General features: G+C 37.7%; 20 protein-coding genes. 11 read left to right on the top strand and 9 right to left on the bottom strand.

Features of this window, described 5'->3' with window-relative positions:
- Positions 1–677: 677 nt before the first annotated feature.
- From I6F43_RS19675 to I6F43_RS19640, 8 genes are all read left to right on the top strand, one after another.
- Positions 678–1,382 carry an AHH domain-containing protein gene (locus tag I6F43_RS19675; RefSeq protein ID WP_024608352.1) on the top strand — a complete coding sequence of 235 codons (705 nt, stop codon included), beginning with the start codon at positions 678–680 and terminating at the stop codon, positions 1,380–1,382.
- Positions 1,382–1,969: a hypothetical protein gene (locus I6F43_RS19670; RefSeq protein WP_197103712.1), complete on the top strand. Its 588-nt coding sequence runs from the start codon at positions 1,382–1,384 to the stop codon at positions 1,967–1,969. The genes I6F43_RS19675 and I6F43_RS19670 overlap by 1 nt, the downstream gene beginning before the upstream one ends.
- A gap of 263 nt (positions 1,970–2,232) precedes the next feature.
- The gene (locus tag I6F43_RS19665) at positions 2,233–3,156 is read left to right on the top strand and encodes a restriction endonuclease (protein ID WP_197103710.1); all 924 of its coding nucleotides are present in this window, start codon (positions 2,233–2,235) and stop codon (positions 3,154–3,156) included.
- Between the two features lie 23 nt (positions 3,157–3,179).
- Positions 3,180–4,115: a hypothetical protein gene (locus tag I6F43_RS19660; protein WP_197103708.1), complete on the top strand. Its 936-nt coding sequence runs from the start codon at positions 3,180–3,182 to the stop codon at positions 4,113–4,115.
- An 81-nt stretch (positions 4,116–4,196) separates the two neighbouring features.
- Positions 4,197–6,299 carry a type I restriction-modification system subunit M gene (locus tag I6F43_RS19655; RefSeq protein ID WP_197103706.1) on the top strand — a complete coding sequence of 701 codons (2,103 nt, stop codon included), beginning with the start codon at positions 4,197–4,199 and terminating at the stop codon, positions 6,297–6,299.
- Between the two features lie 13 nt (positions 6,300–6,312).
- Complete coding sequence (locus I6F43_RS19650) at positions 6,313–7,884, top strand: type I restriction-modification system subunit M (RefSeq protein WP_197103704.1); 1,572 nt, start codon at positions 6,313–6,315, stop codon at positions 7,882–7,884.
- Entirely contained in the window at positions 7,881–9,134 is a 1,254-nt protein-coding gene (locus I6F43_RS19645) for a restriction endonuclease subunit S (protein WP_197103701.1), read from the top strand. The genes I6F43_RS19650 and I6F43_RS19645 overlap by 4 nt, the downstream gene beginning before the upstream one ends.
- 164 nt (positions 9,135–9,298) lie before the next feature.
- Positions 9,299–12,184 (top strand): type I restriction endonuclease subunit R, encoded by a 2,886-nt coding sequence (locus I6F43_RS19640; protein WP_197103699.1) that lies wholly within the window; start codon positions 9,299–9,301, stop codon positions 12,182–12,184.
- A 110-nt stretch (positions 12,185–12,294) separates the two neighbouring features.
- On the opposite strand, the gene I6F43_RS19635 is transcribed toward I6F43_RS19640, so the two are convergent.
- The 9 genes from I6F43_RS19635 to I6F43_RS19595 form a co-directional block, all read right to left on the bottom strand.
- Entirely contained in the window at positions 12,295–13,527 is a 1,233-nt protein-coding gene (locus I6F43_RS19635; protein WP_197103697.1) for a type II toxin-antitoxin system HipA family toxin, read from the bottom strand.
- Positions 13,527–13,784, bottom strand: a complete 258-nt coding sequence (locus tag I6F43_RS19630; protein ID WP_024609406.1) for a helix-turn-helix transcriptional regulator — start codon at positions 13,782–13,784, stop codon at positions 13,527–13,529. Before I6F43_RS19630 ends, I6F43_RS19635 begins: the two co-directional genes overlap by 1 nt.
- Before the next feature lie 160 nt (positions 13,785–13,944).
- On the bottom strand, positions 13,945–14,487 hold the full coding sequence (locus I6F43_RS19625) for an HGGxSTG domain-containing protein (RefSeq protein WP_197103694.1): 543 nt from the start codon (positions 14,485–14,487) through the stop codon (positions 13,945–13,947).
- Positions 14,488–14,662: 175 nt separating this feature from the next.
- Positions 14,663–15,529, bottom strand: a complete 867-nt coding sequence (locus I6F43_RS19620; RefSeq protein ID WP_197103692.1) for a YagK/YfjJ domain-containing protein — start codon at positions 15,527–15,529, stop codon at positions 14,663–14,665.
- 196 nt (positions 15,530–15,725) lie between these two features.
- Positions 15,726–15,953: a helix-turn-helix transcriptional regulator gene (locus I6F43_RS19615; RefSeq protein WP_024608663.1), complete on the bottom strand. Its 228-nt coding sequence runs from the start codon at positions 15,951–15,953 to the stop codon at positions 15,726–15,728.
- The gene (locus I6F43_RS19610) at positions 15,950–16,183 is read right to left on the bottom strand and encodes a helix-turn-helix transcriptional regulator (RefSeq protein WP_024608664.1); all 234 of its coding nucleotides are present in this window, start codon (positions 16,181–16,183) and stop codon (positions 15,950–15,952) included. The genes I6F43_RS19615 and I6F43_RS19610 overlap by 4 nt, the downstream gene beginning before the upstream one ends.
- A gap of 124 nt (positions 16,184–16,307) precedes the next feature.
- Positions 16,308–17,096: a hypothetical protein gene (locus I6F43_RS19605; RefSeq protein ID WP_197103690.1), complete on the bottom strand. Its 789-nt coding sequence runs from the start codon at positions 17,094–17,096 to the stop codon at positions 16,308–16,310.
- Between the two features lie 34 nt (positions 17,097–17,130).
- Positions 17,131–18,363: a tyrosine-type recombinase/integrase gene (locus I6F43_RS19600; protein ID WP_197103688.1), complete on the bottom strand. Its 1,233-nt coding sequence runs from the start codon at positions 18,361–18,363 to the stop codon at positions 17,131–17,133.
- A gap of 182 nt (positions 18,364–18,545) precedes the next feature.
- Positions 18,546–19,406 carry a YicC/YloC family endoribonuclease gene (locus I6F43_RS19595; protein WP_002958889.1) on the bottom strand — a complete coding sequence of 287 codons (861 nt, stop codon included), beginning with the start codon at positions 19,404–19,406 and terminating at the stop codon, positions 18,546–18,548.
- Positions 19,407–19,585: 179 nt separating this feature from the next.
- On the opposite strand from I6F43_RS19595, the gene rph reads away from it, so the two are divergent.
- The 3 genes from rph to I6F43_RS19580 are packed head-to-tail and all read left to right on the top strand — an operon-like array spanning position 19,586 to position 21,399.
- The gene (rph, locus tag I6F43_RS19590; RefSeq protein ID WP_002958890.1) at positions 19,586–20,299 is read left to right on the top strand and encodes a ribonuclease PH; all 714 of its coding nucleotides are present in this window, start codon (positions 19,586–19,588) and stop codon (positions 20,297–20,299) included.
- An 18-nt stretch (positions 20,300–20,317) separates the two neighbouring features.
- A complete protein-coding gene (pyrE, locus tag I6F43_RS19585) occupies positions 20,318–20,962 on the top strand; it encodes an orotate phosphoribosyltransferase (protein ID WP_197103686.1) in 645 nt (214 codons plus the stop codon).
- Positions 20,963–21,018: 56 nt separating this feature from the next.
- Positions 21,019–21,399 carry a diacylglycerol kinase gene (locus I6F43_RS19580; RefSeq protein ID WP_007583384.1) on the top strand — a complete coding sequence of 127 codons (381 nt, stop codon included), beginning with the start codon at positions 21,019–21,021 and terminating at the stop codon, positions 21,397–21,399.
- Positions 21,400–21,812 lie beyond the last annotated feature (413 nt).

Below are 21,812 nucleotides of genomic sequence, written 5' to 3'. Positions count from 1 at the left end.
AATAAAGTGTCATATGAAGGTGGCGCTCTTACTTTAGGCGTAGGTGCGTTGTAGTAACGTCCAAAGCGTAATTATTAGCCTAGCTAATTGTTACCAAAAAGCCCGAGCTTAGTTTCGAGCTTTTTAATGTCTAGAATAAAGTGTCATATGAAGGTGGCGCTCTTACTTTAGGCGTAGGTGCGTTGTAGTAACGTTCAAAGCGTAATTTTTAGCCTAGCTAATTGTTACCAAAAAGCCCGAGCTTAGTCTCGGGCTTTTTAATGACTAAAATAAAGAGTGATTTGAAGGTGAGAATCTCACATTAGACGAAGATGCTTGGTAACAACATGCAAAATATTATTGGTATTAATAAAAAACCCGAGCCTAGCCCGGGTTTCGATAAGTTATGAATATGCCATAATTGGCTGAAAACTATTCAATATTTTGGATCTGAATGTAGAGTATGCTTTTTAATTTGATACTTATCAATGAGTTAATATGTATTTATTTCCTGCCTTTTACTTTTAGTAACCGCCATGGTAACCACTTGGAATGGCTTTCTGGTACATAGAGATTATTTTACTAAAAGAAGAAGCAAGCGTAAGTCAGTACCGAAAAACATATATAAAAATTGATTAACTGTTTAGTTTTTGTATTATACACCCAATCATAATCAAATAATCAAGGAAGAGTGTTTTATGAAACCGCTGCACGCATATCCTCATCCCGAGAGACCTCAAAATCCTTCACCATTAGAAATGGCTATTTATAACTATGAGTTAAAAGCTAAAGAGTTCCATAACAAGCGAATAGCTCAAAAAGGGCCGACGAGTGAAGAGCTTAAAAATAAGATGGCTCGTGACTTTAATCATTTGCAAAAAGAGAAAGAGAGAATCACAGCCCACGCTCGCTTACAAACAGATTTAAAAGAATACCGTGAGCTAAGTGCAAGTTCTACAGTTACACAATTAAAACAAGAAAAGCATCACCCAACACAAAAGCTTGCTCGTCACTTGGCTGCAATAGGGGAACCTAAACCAACTAAGCTGCACGAGGCTCATCATATTATTTGTGGCACAGGGCAATACCAATCAGCGAATATGTTACAAACAAGGCTTAACCTTCATCTGCATGGAGTTGGTATTAACGATCCAATCAACGGTGTATGGTTAATTAATTTTGAAAAAAATAAAGAGCAAAATTGGGATAGCCCAGCTTCGCCACCTCATCGAAAGCTACACAGATATAACTATGAGACATGGATTAATACTAACTTTGGTAATGCGGCTACGCCTAAAGCTTTATTTTTGAATAGACTGAGAACCGTTAAAGTTAAAATAAAAACGGGTACTGTACCTGCAGGTTTACTTGAACCAAAAAATGAAAACTGGAAGGCTTTATAATGACTGTATATCAAATCAAAAACGAAGCTTACACATACGACGTAATCGACTTTAATATTGTTGAACTATCAAAAATACTTTCAAAGCATAGTGGCCTTGAGCCAGACACTATATTAACGATGTTTATGTCGGCCGCACGCCATAATATCGAATTTAGTCATCTATGGCCTCAAGGGTTAAATTTTGACTATTTTGGTAAAGCTAAAAAGCAAGACTATGACATATCGCGGCTAGGTCATTTTTTAATAATGAAGATGCCAGTATATGAGTTGTTAAAAGAGCGCCTAGCAAATTTTGGAGAGTTTTTACCCGTTAAAGCTGAAGGCAACAACATGATATTGTTTAACTTGCTTACCTTCGGGCGAGAGCAAAAAGACATGTGTTTAACCAAATACGAAGATGGCTTCGAAGACGGTTTAGAGTTACTTACCTTTGAGCAAGACGATATACAAAATAAACTGCTATTTAAATCTAAGCTGGAAGGTGCTCAAAAAGTTTATTGTACTGATGAGTTTAAAAATATTATCCAAAGTAACAACCTTAAAGGTTTAGTATTTGACGAAGACTTATTAGACCCGTTTGTTTAGTATCGCTCAACACAAAGGCGAATATATTAAGTAGCCAAAGAATCATTAATTGTGAATACAATACTTTCAGACTCTTTATAAAACAACACCCCTCCCGCTACCCGTAAGCTCAGCGCCCTGCGAGGGAGTAATTGTTTATAAAGCATAGTAAAGCTGCTTACATAACCTTTGCCCCATAATCTTAATTTATATATTATCTCAACTAATAAGAATAATGGATTAGCTGTATAGTAACTAACTAATACGGCTTGGCAGGGAATAGTATGTCGTTACCAGATTACCAATCATTCATGACCCCATTACTGCAATGTTTAGCTAATGGCAAAACCGTAAAGCTCAAAGAGATTGAAGCAAACGTTTATCAAAGTCTGAGCTTATCGGCAGAACAGCTTAAATTGCGCATTCCTAGTGGAAAGCAAACTTATGCTTACCATCGTTTAGGGTGGGCTAAAACATACTTAGTACAAGCAGGCTTGATAGAGCAGCCTAAAAGAGCCTTTTGTAAAATTACGCAAAAAGGTTTATCAGCATTAGCAACTGGCGAATTAATCAATAACCAGTACTTAAGCCAATACCCTGAGTTTTTAGATTTTAAAACCCGCACTAAAGACACTAGCGACTCACTAGACGAAAACACCACCAGCTTAGTTAATAGCAACTCACACAAAACACCAGAAGAGCTTATAGAAGCCGCAGTAGATACACTCAATACAAACCTGACAGATGAAATACTACAGGCAGTGCTTTCGGCCTCCCCTGCGTTTTTTGAAAACCTTGTAGTCGATTTAATGCTAGCTATGGGCTATGGCGGCTCACGTAAAGATGCAGGGCAAGCTACGCAATATACTCAAGACGGTGGCATTGATGGCGTAATAAAAGAAGATAAACTCGGTCTTGAAATGATATATTTACAGGCTAAGCGCTACACCAATAAAACAGTGGGTAGACCAGACATACAAGCCTTTGCGGGTGCGCTTGATATGCACCGCGCTAAAAAGGGCGTATTCATTACCACCAGCGGCTTTAGTAAAGATGCACTGGAATATGTAGGCTTAATAGAAAAGCGCATAGTACTGGTAGATGGTAAACAACTGACAGAGTTAATGCTTACCCATAATTTAGGCGTTAGCACCAAACAGGTATTTGAAGTAAAAGCGCTTGATAGCGATTACTTTATTGAAGATTAAACCCAATATAAAAGGATTTTAAAATGACGATTAAAGCTGAAGCTGTATTATTTATAAAGCTTGGTTCAAAAGGTGATTACGAGCGTGAGTGCATTGAAAAAGAAGGTACAATAAAGTTAGATTACAAGCAAATTCCTCATGAGTTATGTCTAAGTAATAATTGGGATAAAGTTAGTGAGTTTGTAGCTATGGAATACAATACAAACAAAGCTTCAACAACAAGCCATCGAAATCAAATTAAAAGGTTTTACACTGAGCCTAAAACAACAATGTGGATTACATTTTACGACTGTAAGTTGTGGTACTGCTTTGCTGAAGAAGAAATTCTGCTTGATGAGAGCAGTAGAACAAAATCACGTAAAACAGTTGATGGTTGGCGCAGTGTAGATAGTCAGAATAATTTACTTTTCATACAAGCTCTAAGTGGCAAGTTAACTAAAGTACAAGGCTTCAGGGGTACAATTTGTGATGTTAAAGAAAAAGAGTACCTGCTTAATAAAATCAACAATACTCAGCACCCTGATGTTAAAAATGTAGAGACAAATTTAGTATCACTTAAGCTCTCACTCGAAAAGATTATCCAATTGTTGTCACCGCAAGATTTTGAAGTGTTTGTCGATTTGATATTTCGTTCATCGGGGTGGTCAAGAGTTGGCTCTGCGGGTAATACAATAAAAACGCTTGATATAGAACTCTTGGCGCCAGTTACCGGAGAGCGTGCCGTTGTTCAGGTGAAATCACAGAGTAATCTAAGTTTATATAAAGAGTATGAAGAGCGATTAAATATAGAGGGTTATGATAGGGCTTTTTATGTGACCCACACACCAGATAAAAAGCTAAGCGACCATATTAATACAATGGATAAGAATAATTCAATTCAGGTGTGGGACGCTGAAAAGCTTGCTGATTTATCAGTAAATGCAGGATTAATTGAATGGCTTGTGAGTACTGTAGGCTAAAACCCTGAGAGCTTTTAGCGAGTACATCATTGACACAGTAGATGTTAATTCAAAACAAATGATTAAGTAGAGAAAATGTTAATGCCTCAACAGCATCAAAAAGAATTAAAAAAGCAGCTCTGGAGTATAGCAAATAGCTTGCGTGGCAATATGTCTGCAGATGACTTTCGTGATTACATATTAGGTTTTATTTTTTATAAATATCTGTCGGAAAAGCTCAATACTTATGCTGAACAACTTTTAGATACAAATGGCATTGTATTTTCTGAATTAGATGACGCTACTCTTGAAGGTCGAAAGTATTTAGAGATCGTGCAAAAAGCATCACTTGATGAGTTGGGTTACTTTTTAAAGCCTTCAGAGTTATTTCATTCTTTGGTTGATCGCGCTAGAAAAGGTGAATTTATACTTGATGAAACTATTAGTGTATTTAAAAGCATAGAGCAGAGGACTATCGGCACTGATAGCTTTAATGACTTTAACGGTGTATTTGATGAAATAGATCTAACCTCTAACAAGTTAGGTAAAACATCTGAATCTCGTAATAAGCAGATTACTAAGGTATTTGATCATCTTGATGATGTTAATTTGCATTTGGAAGATAGTGAATTAGATATACAAGGTAGTGCTTATGAAAACCTTATAGCTATGTTTGCTAGTAGCTCTGGGAAAAAAGCTGGGGAGTTTTATACTCCTAAGATGATCTCTAGGTTACTTGCAAAATTAGTAACTTTTAATACACCCGATATTAATTCGGTATATGATCCTACGTGTGGCTCTGGCTCTCTATTGTTACGTGTAGCTAAAGAAGCTAACAACCCTAATATAAAGCTCTATGGCCAAGAGCAAAATTCAAATGCTTATAATCTATCGCGAATGAATATGATTATGCATGGAATACCCTATTCTAACTTCAATATTAAAAAGGGGGATACTTTAGAGAAACCAGAACATTTAGAACAACGTTTTAATGCTGTGGTAGCAGTGCCTCCATTTTCTGTCTCATGGTCACGTAAAACATCATTTAAAAGCGACCCAAGATTTATTAATTACGAACAATTAGCACCTCGGACTAAAGCTGATTTTGCCTTTATCCAGCATATGCTTTATCAGCTAGACGATAACGGGACCATGGCTGTAGTTGTGCCACACGGTGTCCTTTTCCGAGGTGGTGCTGAAGGTATTATCAGAAAGCAGTTAATTAAAGACTTTAACTATTTAGATGCTGTTATAGGACTACCATCCAACTTATTTTATGGGACTTCAATTCCAACTTGTATCTTAATTTTTAAGAAAAGCCGTATAAACAAAAAAGATATTTTATTTATAGATGCCAGTAATGACTATCATAGTACTAAGGTTAATAACTCAATTACCGAAGGTACAATCTTAAATATACTTGAAACTTACACAACTAGACGTAGTGTTACACTTTTCAGTAAAGTGGTCAGCCTAGCTGAAATTGAAAGTAATGATTTTAATTTAAATATAGCTAAATATTTAACGTTATACCCAACAAAGGAAGTAAAGAATTTTGCTGAATTATTAAGTGTTTTTGAGGGGTTTAATCCTAAATTTACCTTTTTTAGAGGCGTTGTTAATAAGGATTTCGATTTACTACCTACTGTTAGTAGAATGGGGGTAGAGCAGAATAAAGTTTATAATGTTGAAAAAGTAATATTTGAGAATTTTAAGCAGCAAGCTATACCTTTTCTTGAGTTTACCCCTCGGGATGAGTGGGAGTGGTTAGCCTTGGCACAACATCATGGCTTGCCGACAAGGTTACTTGATTGGAGCAAAAACCCTTTGGTATCTACTTACTTTGCAGTAGAAAAAGAGCCTACAAAAGACGCTGCAATTTATGTATTAACAGATAGAAAAGAGCCTTTCGATACTAAAGCCTACTCCGATCCACTAAAGCTTCCTAATAATGAGCCTGTTAGGCGCTATATACCACCGCATCTGACAGGGAGAATTATTTCTCAAAGCGGTATTTTTACCGTACATAGCGAATTAAATTTGCCATTTCGTTCTCAGCACGTCGAGAAAATTATAATTCCTCACCGATTGAAAAAAAGCTTTAGGGAGCAACTATATAAATTCGGCGTTCACAAGGCTTCTATATATCCTGGACTTGATGGGATAAGTGACCATATTAAGTGGTTAGAAACAGAATTAAAATAAAGAGATTAAATTAATGGTTCAACATCACCAACAAGAATTAAAAAAGCAGCTTTGGAATATTGCTAATAGCTTACGTGGCAACATGTCTGCTGATGACTTTCGCGATTACATACTTGGGCTTATTTTTTATAAGTATCTTTCTGACAAGCTCAACACTTATGCCGATCAGTTACTAAGTGAAGACGGCATTGTATTTGCTAAAATTGACGAAACAACAGCTGAGGGCCAAGAGTACTTAGAGGCAGTAAAAGAAGAAGCGCTTGATAAGTTGGGCTACTTTCTAAAGCCAGCAGAGCTGTTTCATGTACTTGCTGAGCGCGGCGCTAACAACACGTTTATTTTAGACGATGTAACCAAAGTACTTAACCATATTGAACAAAGCACGATGGGCGCAGACAGCGCAGACGATTTTAACGGCTTGTTTGACGAGCTAGACCTAACCTCTAACAAGTTAGGTAAAACACCGGATGCGCGAAACAAGTTAATAGCCAAAGTATTAGAGCACCTCGATAACATCGACTTTCACCTAGAAAGTAGCGAAATAGACATACTTGGCGACGCTTACGAATACCTTATTGGTATGTTTGCCAGTGGTGCGGGTAAAAAAGCAGGCGAGTTTTATACGCCGCAAATGGTGTCTAAGTTACTGGCAAAATTGGTCACCTTAAATAACCCGCATATTAAATCGGTTTACGACCCTACCTGTGGCTCTGGCTCATTGTTGTTACGTGTAGCTAAAGAGGCCAATAACCCCGATTTAAAATTTTACGGACAAGAACAAAACCCAAGTACGTACAACCTAGCGCGTATGAACATGATTATGCACGACGTGCATTACACTAAGTTCGATATTCAAAACGACGACACGCTAGAAGCTCCTGCACATCTTGAGCAACGCTTTAGTGCCGTGATCGCTAACCCGCCATTTTCGGCGGACTGGTCTGCCAACCCACTACACATGAATAACGAGCGCTTTGCCGACTACGGTAAGCTGGCACCAAAAGGCAAGGCCGACTTTGCTTTTGTACAACACATGATCCACCAGCTTGACGACAACGGTACAATGGCAGTGGTGTTACCGCATGGCGTGTTGTTTCGTGGTGCTGCCGAAGGGCATATACGTAAACACCTTATTAAAGAAAAAAACTACCTTGATATGGTAATAGGCTTACCTGCTAACATATTTTTTGGCACGTCTATTCCTACCTGTGTGTTGGTGTTAAATAAACACCGTAAAGCCGACGACAACGTATTATTTATAGATGCCAGTAATCACTTTGAAAAAGGTACTAACAACAACGTAATGCGTGAGGAAGATTTACAGCGTATTTTAAACGCCGTAAGCAAACGCAGTTTCATTGATAAATATGCGTTCGCCGCCACGCAAGCGGATTTAGCAGAGAACGACTACAACCTTAATATTCCGCGTTACGTAGACACCTTTGAAGATGAAGAGCTTATTGATTTAAGTGAGGTTGCACAGCAACTTGTGGCAAATGATAAAGCAATGCTCAAAACGGATAGGATAATTGCTGGTTTCTGTGATGAGTTAGGGATTGATTTACCCCTGAAGGTGATTAAATGAGTGGCTTGCTACCAAAGTTGAGGTTTAAAGAGTTTTCTAAACAACTAAATACATATGACTTAATTAACCTATCGGAAAATGGTTTATCTAATGGGGTTTTTAATGACTCGAAAAAGGTTGGCTCAGGTTATAAGTTGATTAACGTTAAAGATATGTATGTAGGTGAAGTAATAGATATCAATAATCTAACTTTGTTAGACATTGATCCTTCTGAATTCGAAAGAAATAAGGTGAAATACGGTGATGTTTTTTTTACTCGCTCATCGATTGTTCCAAGTGGGATCGCATATTCAAATGTAAATTTAAGTTACGATGACGACATTACATTTGACGGTCATTTAATGAAATTATCTCCAAGAAAAGATATTGTTATTCCTTCATTTTTAGCGGCAACTTTTAAAACATGGACACTCCGTAAAAAATTCATATCTAGAGGGAAGCAGAGCACGATGACAACAATTGGTCAGAGTGATATTGCAGATATACCAATTGCTCTCCCAGAGTTGCAAGAGCAAAAGAAAGTAGCTGACTTTCTTACTTCAGTTGATACTAAAATCAGTCAGCTAACTGAAAAGTATCGCTTATTAAAAGACTATAAAAAAGGCGTAATACAACAAATTTTCAGCCAGCAAATTCGTTTTAAAGACGATGATGGGGATGTTCTTCCTGAGTGGAGTTACAAAAAGCTATCTAAAATTACATCAAAGGTTGGGAGTGGTAGTACTCCAAGAGGAGGTCAGGAAGCCTATACCTCGAATGGAGTTATTTTTATAAGAAGCCAAAATGTATATGATAATAAACTAGATCTTCGTAAGATTGTTTTTATTCCGCAAAGCACGCATACCAAAATGAAAGGTAGTAAGGTACAGAAGCATGATGTACTGCTAAATATAACAGGTGCTTCTATAGGGCGTAGCTGTGTTGTACCAAAAAAGTTTGAAGAGGGAAATGTGAATCAACATGTTTGTATTATTCGAACTAATAATGAGCTAGACCCACACTATCTACAGTTTTTTTTGAGTAGTTATTTGGGACAAAAAATTATATTTCAATCTCAAGCTGGCGGTGGTCGAGAAGGATTAAACTTTGAGTCTATAAAGTTATTTAAAATCCCATTACCCTCTGTAAAAGAACAACAAAAAATAGCGCAATTTTTACAATCGCTCGATAAAAAAATAGACGCTGTTAACGAGCAAATAGAACAGACTAAGCTATTTAAAAAAGGCTTACTACAGCAAATGTTTGTGTGAATAAGTATAAGGTTTTTATGAAGTACCGGACTTGTATTTGAAAGGTCCGGACTTAAACGTTAACTCCGGACCTTTAGTAAATAACTCCGGACTTTGATTGAAAATCAACCAAAGTAAAATGTACTGTATTACATAAGGCTAGCACCAAGGAATTGTAGGTATAAATGAATTATCAAAGTGAACAACAATTAGAAGATAACTTAATTGCACAGCTTAGCGAGCAAGGCTTTACGCGCGTTACTTTAAAGGACAACGCCGCACTTGAGGTCAATCTTAAGCGGCAGCTTGAAAAAGTGAATAGCTGCACGTTAAGCAATACTGAGTTTACGCAAATATTGGGTAAGCTTGGTAAAGGTAATATATTTGCAAAAGCCAAAATACTGCGCGACCAGCTTGATGTAACACTTGATAACGGCGACAGCAGGCACTTAACGCTGTTGTTTGATGAGCCGAAGCTAAATAGCTTTCAGGTAGCGCAACAAATTACAGTAAAGGGCACATACACTAACCGATACGATGTAACGCTATTGGTTAATGGCCTGCCGCTGGTACAAATAGAGCTAAAGCGCCGTGGTATTGAACTAAAAGAGGCGTTTAACCAGATTAAGCGTTATCAAAAGCATTCGTTTCATGCTAACCATGGCTTGTTTAACTATGTGCAATTGTTCGTAATGTCGAATGGGGTTAATAGCCAGTACTTTTCTAACAACAGTGAAATGTCGGCTAAGCAAACCTTTGACTGGACTGATAATGAAAATAATAAAATAAGCCAGTTACATGACTTTGCCGAAGCATTTTTAACGCCTTCGCACTTAACGCATATGCTCACCAAGTACATAGTGCTTAATGAAACAGGTAAGTACTTAATGGTGCTCAGGCCGTACCAGTTTTATGCAGTAGAAGCGATTGTAGAGCAAGTTAAAACTACAACCGACAATGGCTATATTTGGCATACAACGGGCTCGGGTAAAACGTTAACCTCGTTTAAAGCGGCGCAAATTATGACCTCGCTGAGTGAGGTTGATAAAGTAGTATTTGTGGTAGACCGTAAAGACCTAGACTACCAAACCGCGCTTGAGTTTAATGCATTTGTAAAAGGCTCTGTAGACAGCACCGATAACACCAGTATGTTATTCCACCAGCTGTTAGATAAGCCAATGAAAGGTAAAAAGGTTAACCAAAGCCGTAATACTAAGCTGGTGGTAACTACACTGCAAAAGCTTAATAACGTGGTGACTAAGCAGCGCTATTTGAAAGAAATGCAAAGCCTGAAAGATAAGCGCATTGTGTTTATATTTGACGAGTGCCACCGCAGCCAATTTGGTGATACACATAAAAACATTACCGAATTTTTTAACAACGCACAGTTATTTGGTTTTACGGGCACACCTATATTTGCCGACAACGCCGTTGCTAAAAACTCAGTTAAACGCACCACAAAAGATTTGTTTGGTGAATGCTTACATCCTTATGTAATTGTGGATGCAATACGCGACTCTAACGTGCTTAAGTTTGCTATTGAGTACGTTGGGCGTTATCAGTACAAAGATGGCTCTAACAACAACCTAGATATTGAAGTTGAAGACATCGACACAAAAGAGCTTTTAACCTCACCGGCGCGCTTAGATAAAATAACCGATTACATTATTGCCCAGCATAACCGTAAAACGCATAGCCGCGAATATAACGCCATGTTTTGCGTATCAAGCGTTGCTGAGCTTATTCAGTACTATGAGTTGTTTGCAGCGAAAAAAGCACAGGGCAAACACAACCTTAAAATTGCCACCATATTTAGTTATGAGGCTAATGAAGAGGAAGAGTACGAACTAGGTAATGATGATGCGCAAATTAAAGAAATATCAGCCAAGTATTTAAACGAAGGGCAAGCCGTTAAACTACATAGCCGCGATAAGTTAGACTCATTTATTAACGACTATAATGCTATGTTTGGTACAAGCTACTCCACCAAAGACAGTAAGTTATTTGAAGACTATTACAAAAATATATCTAAGCGTGTTAAAGCCAAAGAGATTGATATATTGCTGGTGGTGAATATGTTTTTAACAGGCTTTGATGCTCCTAAGCTCAATACTTTATATGTCGATAAAAACCTTAAGTACCACGGCTTAGTACAGGCATTTTCGCGCACTAACCGTCTATTGGGCGAGACTAAATCGCACGGTAATGTAGTGTGCTTCAGAAACCTTAAAAAAGCTGCCGACACGGCTTTTACGCTGTTTTCGAACAAGCAGCCTAAAGAATATATAGAAACACCTTCGTATAATGAGCTGCTTACTGATTTTAACACCGCCTATGAAGTGCTAATGGCAATTACGCCTACCGTTGACTCAGTTGATGCTTTACCTGACGAAGAGGCTCAGGCGTTGTTTGTGAGACAGTTTCGTGAGCTTATGCGCTTAAAGAACATGTTAAGCAACTTTGCTGATTTTGATATGGACTCAACCTCGATGGGCGAGCAAGAGTTTCAGGATTATACGAGTAAGTATGCCGACCTAGGCAGGCAGCTTCGTGAGAATTCAAGTAAAGAAAAAGTATCGGTTTTAGATGACGTTGATTTTGAACTAGAGCTATTACACAGCGATATAGTAAACGTAACCTATATTTTGCAGTTATTACGTGAGTTACATGGTGAAGAAAGTGGCGATGAAAAAGCCCGTAAACGCCAAGTAATAGCAAACCTAATAGCCACAGACCCAACCTTATTAAGTAAAAAAGCACTAATAGATAAGTTTATGGACGAGCACTTACAAGGCATACCCGCCAGCGCTGATGTTGATGAAGAGTTTGAGCTTTATTGGGAAAAAGAAAAGCGCCTAGAACTTGAGAAGTTCGCTCAAGAACAAAAGCTAAACCAAGAACGCTTAGAAAAGTTAGTAACCCGCTATGAGCTAAGTGACGAAATGCCACTAAGGGATGACTTCGCTGATGTACTCGAAACTAAACCCAACTTATTACAGCGTAAAAAAGTATTGCCCATTATTACCGATAAATTTAAACGCTTTGTAGATACGTTTATGACAGGGTTTTAAAGGGCTACAGTAGTTTTTGTGTAAACCGTCAACGGTTGACGGTTCATGTATCTACACAAACCTTACTCATGTTTATTGATGCTGCGTAAAGTAATTAAAGAGCACTGCAGCTACTCAAACTTTTTAATTCTGTCGTGGCGGTAGCTTTTAGTTGAATAGCTAGGCGTCATTGTATTTGATACTGAGGCTTCTATTGATGCACGTAATCCATCAAGTAGCTGTACTTCGTTAGAGTGTTTAAGGTAGTCAATAATACCGTCGCTGAGAGATTCTATTATCTCTTTGGCTTTTCTAATTTTAAAGTGAGTGCCCTCAGCCAACTTTAGTAAATACGACACGTCTGGAAACTCTTTGCTGTTAGCCAATTTGAGTGCCATTTTATTATCGATGGTTTCGTATATTTTTGTGTGTGTTATATCAAACGGTGGTGAGAGATATATGTTTTTCATATCTGGTGTATATTGTAAGGCAAAGTTTTTTAGGTGGGCATCGCCGTTACCAATTAAGCAGGTAAATACAATGTACTTGTACATCCTTTCTACTTCGGCTTGGCTGTTTGTATATAGATAAGTAGCTTTGAGTAAGGTTTCGTAGCTGCCAGTGTATTTAGCGTCGGGGTCGTTAGTTTTTTTTAGTAAGGTTGTGAAATCTTCATAACCGAGCTTAGTTCCGTCACTTGTTTTATCAAAACGTTCAACAACGAACGTTTCTAAATTTTCAGATAAGTATGTCTTTGGTGGCTCAAGTCCGCAATGGCGAGCTGCTTCCATACACACAAACTCGTTTACCGTAAGTAATGGAAACTCGTTATCGAATGACTTCACTATTAAATCTTTCTGCGGAATTGTTCTATCGGTTTTAATGGTTGAGGCATTAGGTATGCTTACTTTAGGTTGTACGCCTGCCAACGAGTTTTGTAGGTAGTACTTTTCTAATAACTGAGGGAAAAGTGGTGCATTGCTGTTATAAGTCAAAATATCGCTCAAAGATACAGGCTCAGCTTCTGGTAAGGTAAGCTCACTTTTATATGAAAGCATGCCAATGCCTTGTGCGCTCTGTAAAGCAAGTAAATACATGTCGTTTACTTTGGCGTATCTCGCTAGCTTTTCTGCAATGAATCGACGATTAAAGCCCTCTGGTAAGTTTTGTGAAAATATAGGGTGAAGAGAACCCGATGAGTAACCATCCATGCCTTTTTTAGTCATAGTCAGTGACACGTGTAGGTTTTCTTGTGTTGGCTGGTAGTGATGTACTGAGCCATGTGTTAGTACGCCAACTTCAGCATAGTCAGTGCATACTGTTATATTTGTAATTTTATTTGGAAGCTGTGGTGTGCCACTCATTAGTCATCCTCCGAGAATATATCTTCAATGGTATCCCAGTCTGGTAGAGAGTGTTGTTTTGAGGTAACTTCAAATTGTAAATCAACTGCATCAAGCAGTCGCTCAAATATATCGAATGAACCAGTAAAGCGACCGTTCTCAATCTCGGAAATCGTTGTTTTATTAATTCCCGCGATCTCTGATAGCTTTTGTTGCGTGTAACCTAAAGCTTTCCTGCTAGTACTTATTTGTTTGCCAATATCAGCTCTACTCGACATATATTCACTCATTGAATGTTAGCTATATGGCTAATATATTAGTATATAACTTCTATATTAGCTATATAGCTAATAAAAATTATCAATATTTCAGAGGCATTGCATTATTTATATAAGACGGTTTAGCTTAAAAAACCAAACCGTCAACCGTTGACGGTTACTACCAATTAAACTTAAAGGCTTTATTAATAAGTAGAAATTGCTTTCTTGCTTCACTCATATGCTGGTGGAAATAGGGAGCTTTTACTGCCTTCGTGTGGATATGAAAATGGAGGTGTTGACTATCAGTATCTTTGTAATATGCATCAAGAGCCGATTGGATAATAATAAAGCTATCCACGCCATAGCACTCAAGAACGCGATATTTAAAGCATTCTAATGCAACTCTGTGTTGCGCTATTAATGCGTTTAACTCGCTGCTATCTGTATTGTTTAGTTTAGCCATATCGAACAACTGGAGATATGCTTCGATAGAGTATTCACTTAACTCTGGATCATAGCCTTGTATGACGTTCCAACCAGCTCCATTTTTGATAGGGTTAGTACGTACGGCAAGTTTGCCTTCAGTTGTTTTTGCGCCTGTAGAGCGACCACCATGCAATTTACATCGACCATTACGCTTGTTGCCTAGGCGCTTGCAGGGATTACCTGAACGTGTTTTAGCCCCGCACTTGGGTAGACTGTCTAAATCAAACTTACTCATTTTTTGCCTTTTTATGATCGATCATGTTCGGTTGTTTTTCGGTTCATGGGCTTTGATTTTAGAAAAATTTATATTTGTGAAATTTTAAAATATGACATGTAATATTTCACCACCGCAGTAATTTTGATATGGATCAGTTACTTATTAATTTTGGTTGCTTAGAAATACGATCACTTTATGGCGTTTTCTCGTGGGAGCTTAAATAAAGTGATCGCTCAGCTTGTAGGTATGGTCTTCGGTGCATAGAGTGCTGCACTGATAGGTGATCGTTGTCAGCAATACTATATTGATCGACTTGTGTAGATAAATGAGCTTGTTGGTCTTTGTATTGGTTGAATTTATCGTCTTTTGTATGCAGCCCACCAACATTTGAGGTAGAAGACTTCACTAATGCATTATGGAGGCTTTGTTGGTATGTAAAGGCAGGGTTTACCAGCAAGATATCTTTAAAGCGCTTACAGTCACGTTCAGGTGAGTGAATAAGCTTATTAAATAAGTAGCTGTGTGCTTTTATATGCTTTTCCTTTGTAGCTTGTTTAGTTAGATAGCTAAGCCTGTATATAGCAGGTCCTACGCTTTGCTTATTTCCCCTTTGCATTACATAGTATGGATGTTTAACAAATGAAGCAGAGCCCAAGCCTTGAGACTCCCAAGCATGCTTTAACTGGTGAGTTAGCTTATGACTATGATTGATTTTATGACCACTTAGTAACACAGCTAGGTGGTAATGGTGGTTTGAAGATGCATTTCTTTCTCTAGCGCATATATAGCTTACTTTACTGTTGTATTGTTTTGAGAGTATAGATAACTGCTTTTTAATAAACATTAAGAATATCTGATTATTCGCAGAGTAGGCTTTAGTGCTTAATTCTATTCTTGCGACAAATACTTTAGAGTAATGGGATAACATGCTTTCACAGTGCTTAAACACTTTAGTTAATGCTTTTAAGTCTTGTCCTTTTGATTTTGGCTTAAATACTCTGTAGCTATGATCTTTGTATATAAATTCTAATGAGTTTGCTGTCGTTATTTTAAAGGTCATTGTTATATCTATTTGGTTTAGTAATTAGTAAGTATCTTTCTTATATTATTTAATATCCGCTGCGAGGGGATAAGCGCTTTATAAATAAAAGCTCTTTTAAAATAATAAGTAAGATGCATTTATTGATTATTGGATAGCGTGTTTTTACTGATCAATTTGCTTCAAAGTGCGTCATCAGCAGGCAAAAAAAAGCAGGTTATTTACCTGCTTTTGAGTGATTTTTAGCTAGCCAATTTTTATAATCTTGAAAATGCCACATGGATCGCCCATTTATTACATGAGCTGGTGGAGGAAAGTGGCCTGCCTTTATCCAACGCCCAAGTGTTGACCTGCTGATGTTAAGAAGCTTTTGCAATTCAGGCTTCTTAATCATTCGAGCATCGTCAATATACATAGCAAGGTCTGGCAGAGGGTTATTGATCATAAAGCTGAGTTCATGTTGATGACCTCGCGGGATTGCACAAATTCTAGAAGCTCACTTAGTAGCCAGCACACTCTGTCACTATCGGCATGTAGTTTACGTCGTTTTGGGAATAAGCCTTTTTTCTCTAGTAGCCATGCACTTGTTCGTGAAACTGATGTGATTTTTACGCGCTCGGCTTCTCTCACTAGGCGATCAGTGAATTGCGTTGTTGGTGCTGTTAGTTGGTTCATATTGGTTTCTCCGGTTCATCATTGTTGATGGGGAGAATTTTGCGATATCTGAGATTATGTAAAACCCTACATACTAAGAATAGGGCTTTAATTTACACTTTAATTACTGATAAATAAGAGTAATTTATTTCAATGTTTTTTTTATGTTTGAATTTTTATAATTAATCTTAAGTACTTGCACCAACTTACTAACAGGTGGGGACTTTAATGTAGAGACTTTTTTGAGATGTTTTATATTCCGTTTCACGAATTGTTCTTTCATTTCATTATTGGTGAATGCGCTGAAACATTCATATGATTTATTATTGAGATTAAACTCATACAACACCTGAAAAATCGCACTTGCGGCATATTCTTTAGTGAACTTGCCTAAACAGCTATTCGTGTATAAAAATATAGCCATTTCATCAATTAGCCTTTTAAGAGGCTCAACCTTACCCGCTTTAGTCTTACCTCCTTTTTGAGGGTCAAGAACAGCCTTTTGGAAACCATTGTTAGCATGTCTTTCAAGGTTGACTCTCATATCATGGGCGCCAGTATGATAACCAATCAAAAGTGCGCTTGTTATAGCGTCATTCAATTGATGCTCTACCGTGTTATAGGTTGAGCCAAGAGTCTTCGCAATGATATTAAGTTCGTTATCAACTTCTTTAAGCATTGTATGCCCATCATCAGGAAATAACTCATTATTGGTCTTTAGCCTGTTAACTCTGCTTCTAAACAACCTTAAGAGCTCTAAGCCAGAGTTCAAAGATTCCATAGCAATCTTCAAGTTGTTATTCTGTTTTAAAGTATCGCTGTTGAGCCTATTGAGCAGCATTTCAGGCAATACCATATTTTTAAAATTATCGAATTGCTGCTTTGTTTCATTACTTGTTACGCCAGTAATGGAGATAAATTTTGACTCAGTCATTTTTACTTCTTATATATTTGTATTATCACTCCCTTTAATGGTCATTAGTAAGAGGTATTACAAGGTCTGCCAATGTACTTAAAGCGCTTCTACGCTCTTCGAGGTAGTCATAGCGGTTATAAACTCCAGCAACACCTTTTATCTTATGGTTAAGGCATCGCTCAGCAATATCATTTCCTATACCTAATTCAGCAAGTAAGCTCCTACATGTTCGTCTTAAATCATGAATCACAAAATACTCAACGTTAGCTTCACCAAGCAAGTTAGGATAGGGTTTTTTATTGCTATCCACTTTCATACCAAACATCTTAGCTAAAGCATGATTAAGGGTGTCGTCTGAGATGTAAGCTCTTCGCTTACTTGCTCTTCTTGCAGGGAATAAATAGTCAGAACCACACGCGCGTACCTTTAACTCTTCAAAATATGAGAGAAGCTCGGTTGGTATAGGTATGGTAATGGCTACACCTGTTTTACTTCTTTCTTTAGGCATTTGCCACAGTAGTCCGTCAAAGTTAAATTCATCCCATTTGGATGCAATTAACTCACCTTTGCGAATACCTAATGCTAAAAGTAAAATTACGGCTATATAATTGTCTCTAGTAAAAATATCACTGTGTTTACGAAAGGTACTGAATGTACTTTTAAGTTCTTCTAGTGTTAGACAGCGAGTACGGCTTTGTCCTGAACCACCAGCATCTGATTCATTGAAAGCTATAGCAGGGTTTGATGTTGTTAAATCTAGCTTTTGGGCATGCTTAAAAAGTTGTTTACACTGAAGGAGAGCTTTATTTGCAATTGAAGGGCGACCTTCTGATACAGCTTTTTGTAGAATAGAGCGAATGTCTCGTGCATTTACATCCGTTATCTTAAGTCTTCCTATCTGGGGTTTTATCTCATTATTGAAATAACGAAGTTGAATATGAGGATGTTTCAGTTTATGACTAACCCCTTTATACCAGTCATCAAATAAGTCAGTGATAGTTATTATATGTTCTTCGTTTCTTCTGGCTCGCTCAGCTAGCGGATCAATACCATTCTTTATTTGCTGCTTAATATTATTTGCTAATGCCTTTGCATCAGTCAAAGTCATTTCAGGAAAGTTGCTTCCTTCAAGCGTCATAAAGCGACGGCTACCATTTATAGTATATCGAAGCTCCCATGCTCCACTCTTCTTATTTTTGTTAGGCTTTATATACAGCCCGTCACTAATACTAAACCTAAGCGTTTTACAGCTCTTAATATTGGCTTTGATTTCTTTTACATTCATTGAGTTACATCAAAAATGGTTACCAAGGATTATAAAAAGTGGTTACCAAGCGGTTTGGTAACCACTTTGGTAACCACTTGGACACGTACAATAGGGGGCTAGTATGAACGGTAGAAAACAAAAAGCCTAGAAAAATCTAGGCTTATTAATGAGTTATAAACAAGTTAAAACAGGCTGAAACGCTATTCTATGTTTTGGATCTGTTCTCTCATTTGTTCAATCAACACTTTTAACTCTACAGCGGCAGTAGTGATGTCACTATTGATAGACTTAGATGCTAGCGTGTTAGCTTCACGATTAAATTCTTGCATCATAAAATCTAGGCGGCGGCCGCATGCGCCACCTTTTTTAAGGATTTTTTTAGTTTCTTTAACGTGAGACTTTAAACGATCTAATTCTTCAGCTACATCTTGTTTTTGAGCAAGATAAATAAGTTCTTGTTCAAGGCGCGACTCGTCAATGTTTGCTGTTAAGTCTTCTAGCTTTTGAGCCAGTTTTTCACGTTGCCACTTAGCAATCTCAGGCATGTGCGTTTCTACAATTTCTACTTGCTCTAAAATCGCATCAAGGCGGATTGCTATCATTTCTTCAAGGTTTGCACCTTCATCGCCACGAGCTGATTTAAAATCTTCGATTACTTGATCAAGACCAGCAATTAGTGCTGTATTAACGCTATCCATATCAAGTTCTTCAGCTTCCATAACACCAGGCCAACGTAATATATCAACAGGATTAATGTCGCCATTACTTTGCTGTTGAACCCATTTCGCGCTATTTATAAGTTGCTCAGCAAGGGCTTGGTTAATTGATAGCTCACCAACATGGGCAGGATTTGCTACAAACTTTAAAAAAACCTCAACTTTACCGCGTTGTAAGTGTTTGCGTAAACGCTCACGAATAACTGGCTCCATGCCACGAAATTGCTCTGGTGCGCGAATAAATGTTTCAAGGTAACGCTGGTTCACTGAACGAACTTCCCAAGTGCCAGTTCCCCAATCGCCTTTTATTTCGCGACGCGCATAAGCTGTCATACTGTGGATCATGGATATTTTCCTAAATTTATAAATACAATATTACGATGATTATACCGTAACACCGCTTAAGCTCTAGGGAAAATTTAATACACTGAATATTTTGCATACAGCTATTTATTTAAATCAGCATGGTATCTATACCCACATACACTTATAATGTCGCAAATTCTGAATTAAGGGGATCGTCAATGCGTCCAAGCGAAAGAACACCTAACCAAATTAGACCTGTTACATTTACACGTAATTATACTTTGCATGCTGAAGGCTCAGTACTTGTTGAGTTTGGTAACACCAAAGTACTTTGTACAGCTACTGTCGAATCGGGCGTTCCTCGTTTCATGAAAGGTCAGGGTAAAGGTTGGATCAATGCTGAATACGGTATGTTACCGCGAGCAACGCATACGCGTAATGCTCGAGAAGCTGCACGTGGTAAGCAGGGCGGTCGTACTATGGAAATTCAACGTTTAATTGCACGTGCACTTCGTGCTGCTGTTGATTTAAAAGCACTTGGCGAAAACACAATCACTATCGACTGTGATGTAATTCAAGCAGATGGCGGTACACGTACTGCTTCTATAAGTGGTGCATGTGTTGCACTTGTTGATGCGCTAACGCATATGCGTGCCAAGGGTATGATTAATTCAAACCCACTTAAACATATGATTGCGGCTATTTCAGTAGGTATATACAAAGGCCAAGCAATTAGCGATTTAGAATATATTGAAGATTCAGCAGCAGAAACTGATATGAATGTAATTTTAACCGAAACAGGTAAAATTATAGAAATTCAAGGTACAGCCGAAGGCGAACCTTTCTCGTTTGATGAGCTAGATGAGTTACTTACTTTAGCTAAACATTCTATTCGTGAAATCATTGACGTACAAAAGCAAGCATTAGCATAAATAGGTAGGCCACTAGATATGAAAGATTATCAAAAAGAGTTTATAGAATTTGCTCTAGAGAAGCAGGTATTAAAATTTGGTGAGTTTACTTTAAAGTCTGGGCGCATAAGTCCTTACTTTTTTAATGCCGGTTTGTTTAATACAGGTCGTGACTTAGCACGTTTAGGTCGTTTTTATGCATCAGCACTAAAAGATTCAGCGATAGAGTACGATGTACTATTTGGCCCCGCGTATAAGGGTATCCCAATCGCGACAACGACGGCAGTTGCATTAGCAGATCACCATGATAAAGATGTACCGTACTGTTTTAACCGTAAAGAGAAAAAAGCACACGGTGAAGGTGGTACATTAGTAGGCTCAGAACTCAATGGCAAAATAATGCTAGTTGATGATGTAATTACCGCAGGTACCGCTATTCGTGAGTCCATGGAAATTATTGCACAAAATGGTGCAGACCTTAGTGGTGTTTTAATTGCATTAGATCGCCAAGAAAAAGGTAAAGCCGAGTTATCAGCTATTCAAGAAGTTGAACGCGACTTTAATACCAAAGTAATCTCGATTGTAAAATTAGCAGACCTTATTAGTTACCTTGAAAACCAAGGGACGATGGGCGAGCATTTAGCCTCAGTTAAAGCTTACCGTGATCAATACGGCGTAGCATAAATAAAAAGCCTCGCAGTGCGGGGCTTTATTTTGACCTTCATTCATAGAGTTTATTAATGAAAGATGTATTAAAACCAAATGGCTTAGGCCTCAAACGCGTTTTCAAAGCAACCTATTGCTCCTATCTTGGCTTTAAAGCAGCATTTAAAGAAGAAGCTGCATTTAGACAAGAGCTATTACTAAGCCTTATATTATTCCCCACTTCATTTTGGCTTGCTTCATCATTATTACACTGGGCAATACTAATTAGCTCACTGCTTATTATTCTAATAGTTGAATTGCTAAACTCTGCCATTGAAGCATTAACAGATCGAGTAAGTACAGAATTGCATGTATTGTCAGGTAGAGCCAAAGATATGGGATCTGCAGCCGTAACACTTTCATTAACGATCGTATTGATCATATGGGGTGTAAGTCTTTATATGAAGATCGTTTAAGCTCACTTTTAATATTAGTGAAGTTTAAACACCTTTAGTTGTTAATAATTTGCTAGTTATGTTGTGTTTTTAACGTNAACACCTTTAGTTGTTAATAATTTGCTAGTTATGTTGTGTTTTTAACGTGTTTAGCTCAAATACTCAGCGAACAGCACATTATTTCAAGTTTTCTTCAAAAAAGGGTTGATCTGTTTTCGGATCTCCCTATAATGCGACCCCACTGAGACGGGAAACGCCAACGCATAGCGAGGCACGAACAACTTAGGGTGTTAAGTAAAACTTAGATTGAATATTTTTAGAAAGTTTAAATTTAAGTGTTGACAAAAAAATAGGAAAGCGTAATATGCGCAGCCCTAGCGAGATAAAGTTTAACTTTATAATCGCAACGTTCTTTAACAATATAAAGCAATCAT

It is taken from the genome of Pseudoalteromonas sp. NZS71_1 (assembly GCF_015864305.1).
GTDB lineage: Bacteria > Pseudomonadota > Gammaproteobacteria > Enterobacterales > Alteromonadaceae > Pseudoalteromonas > Pseudoalteromonas arctica.
This window is presented reverse-complemented; position numbering and strand designations above follow the sequence as displayed.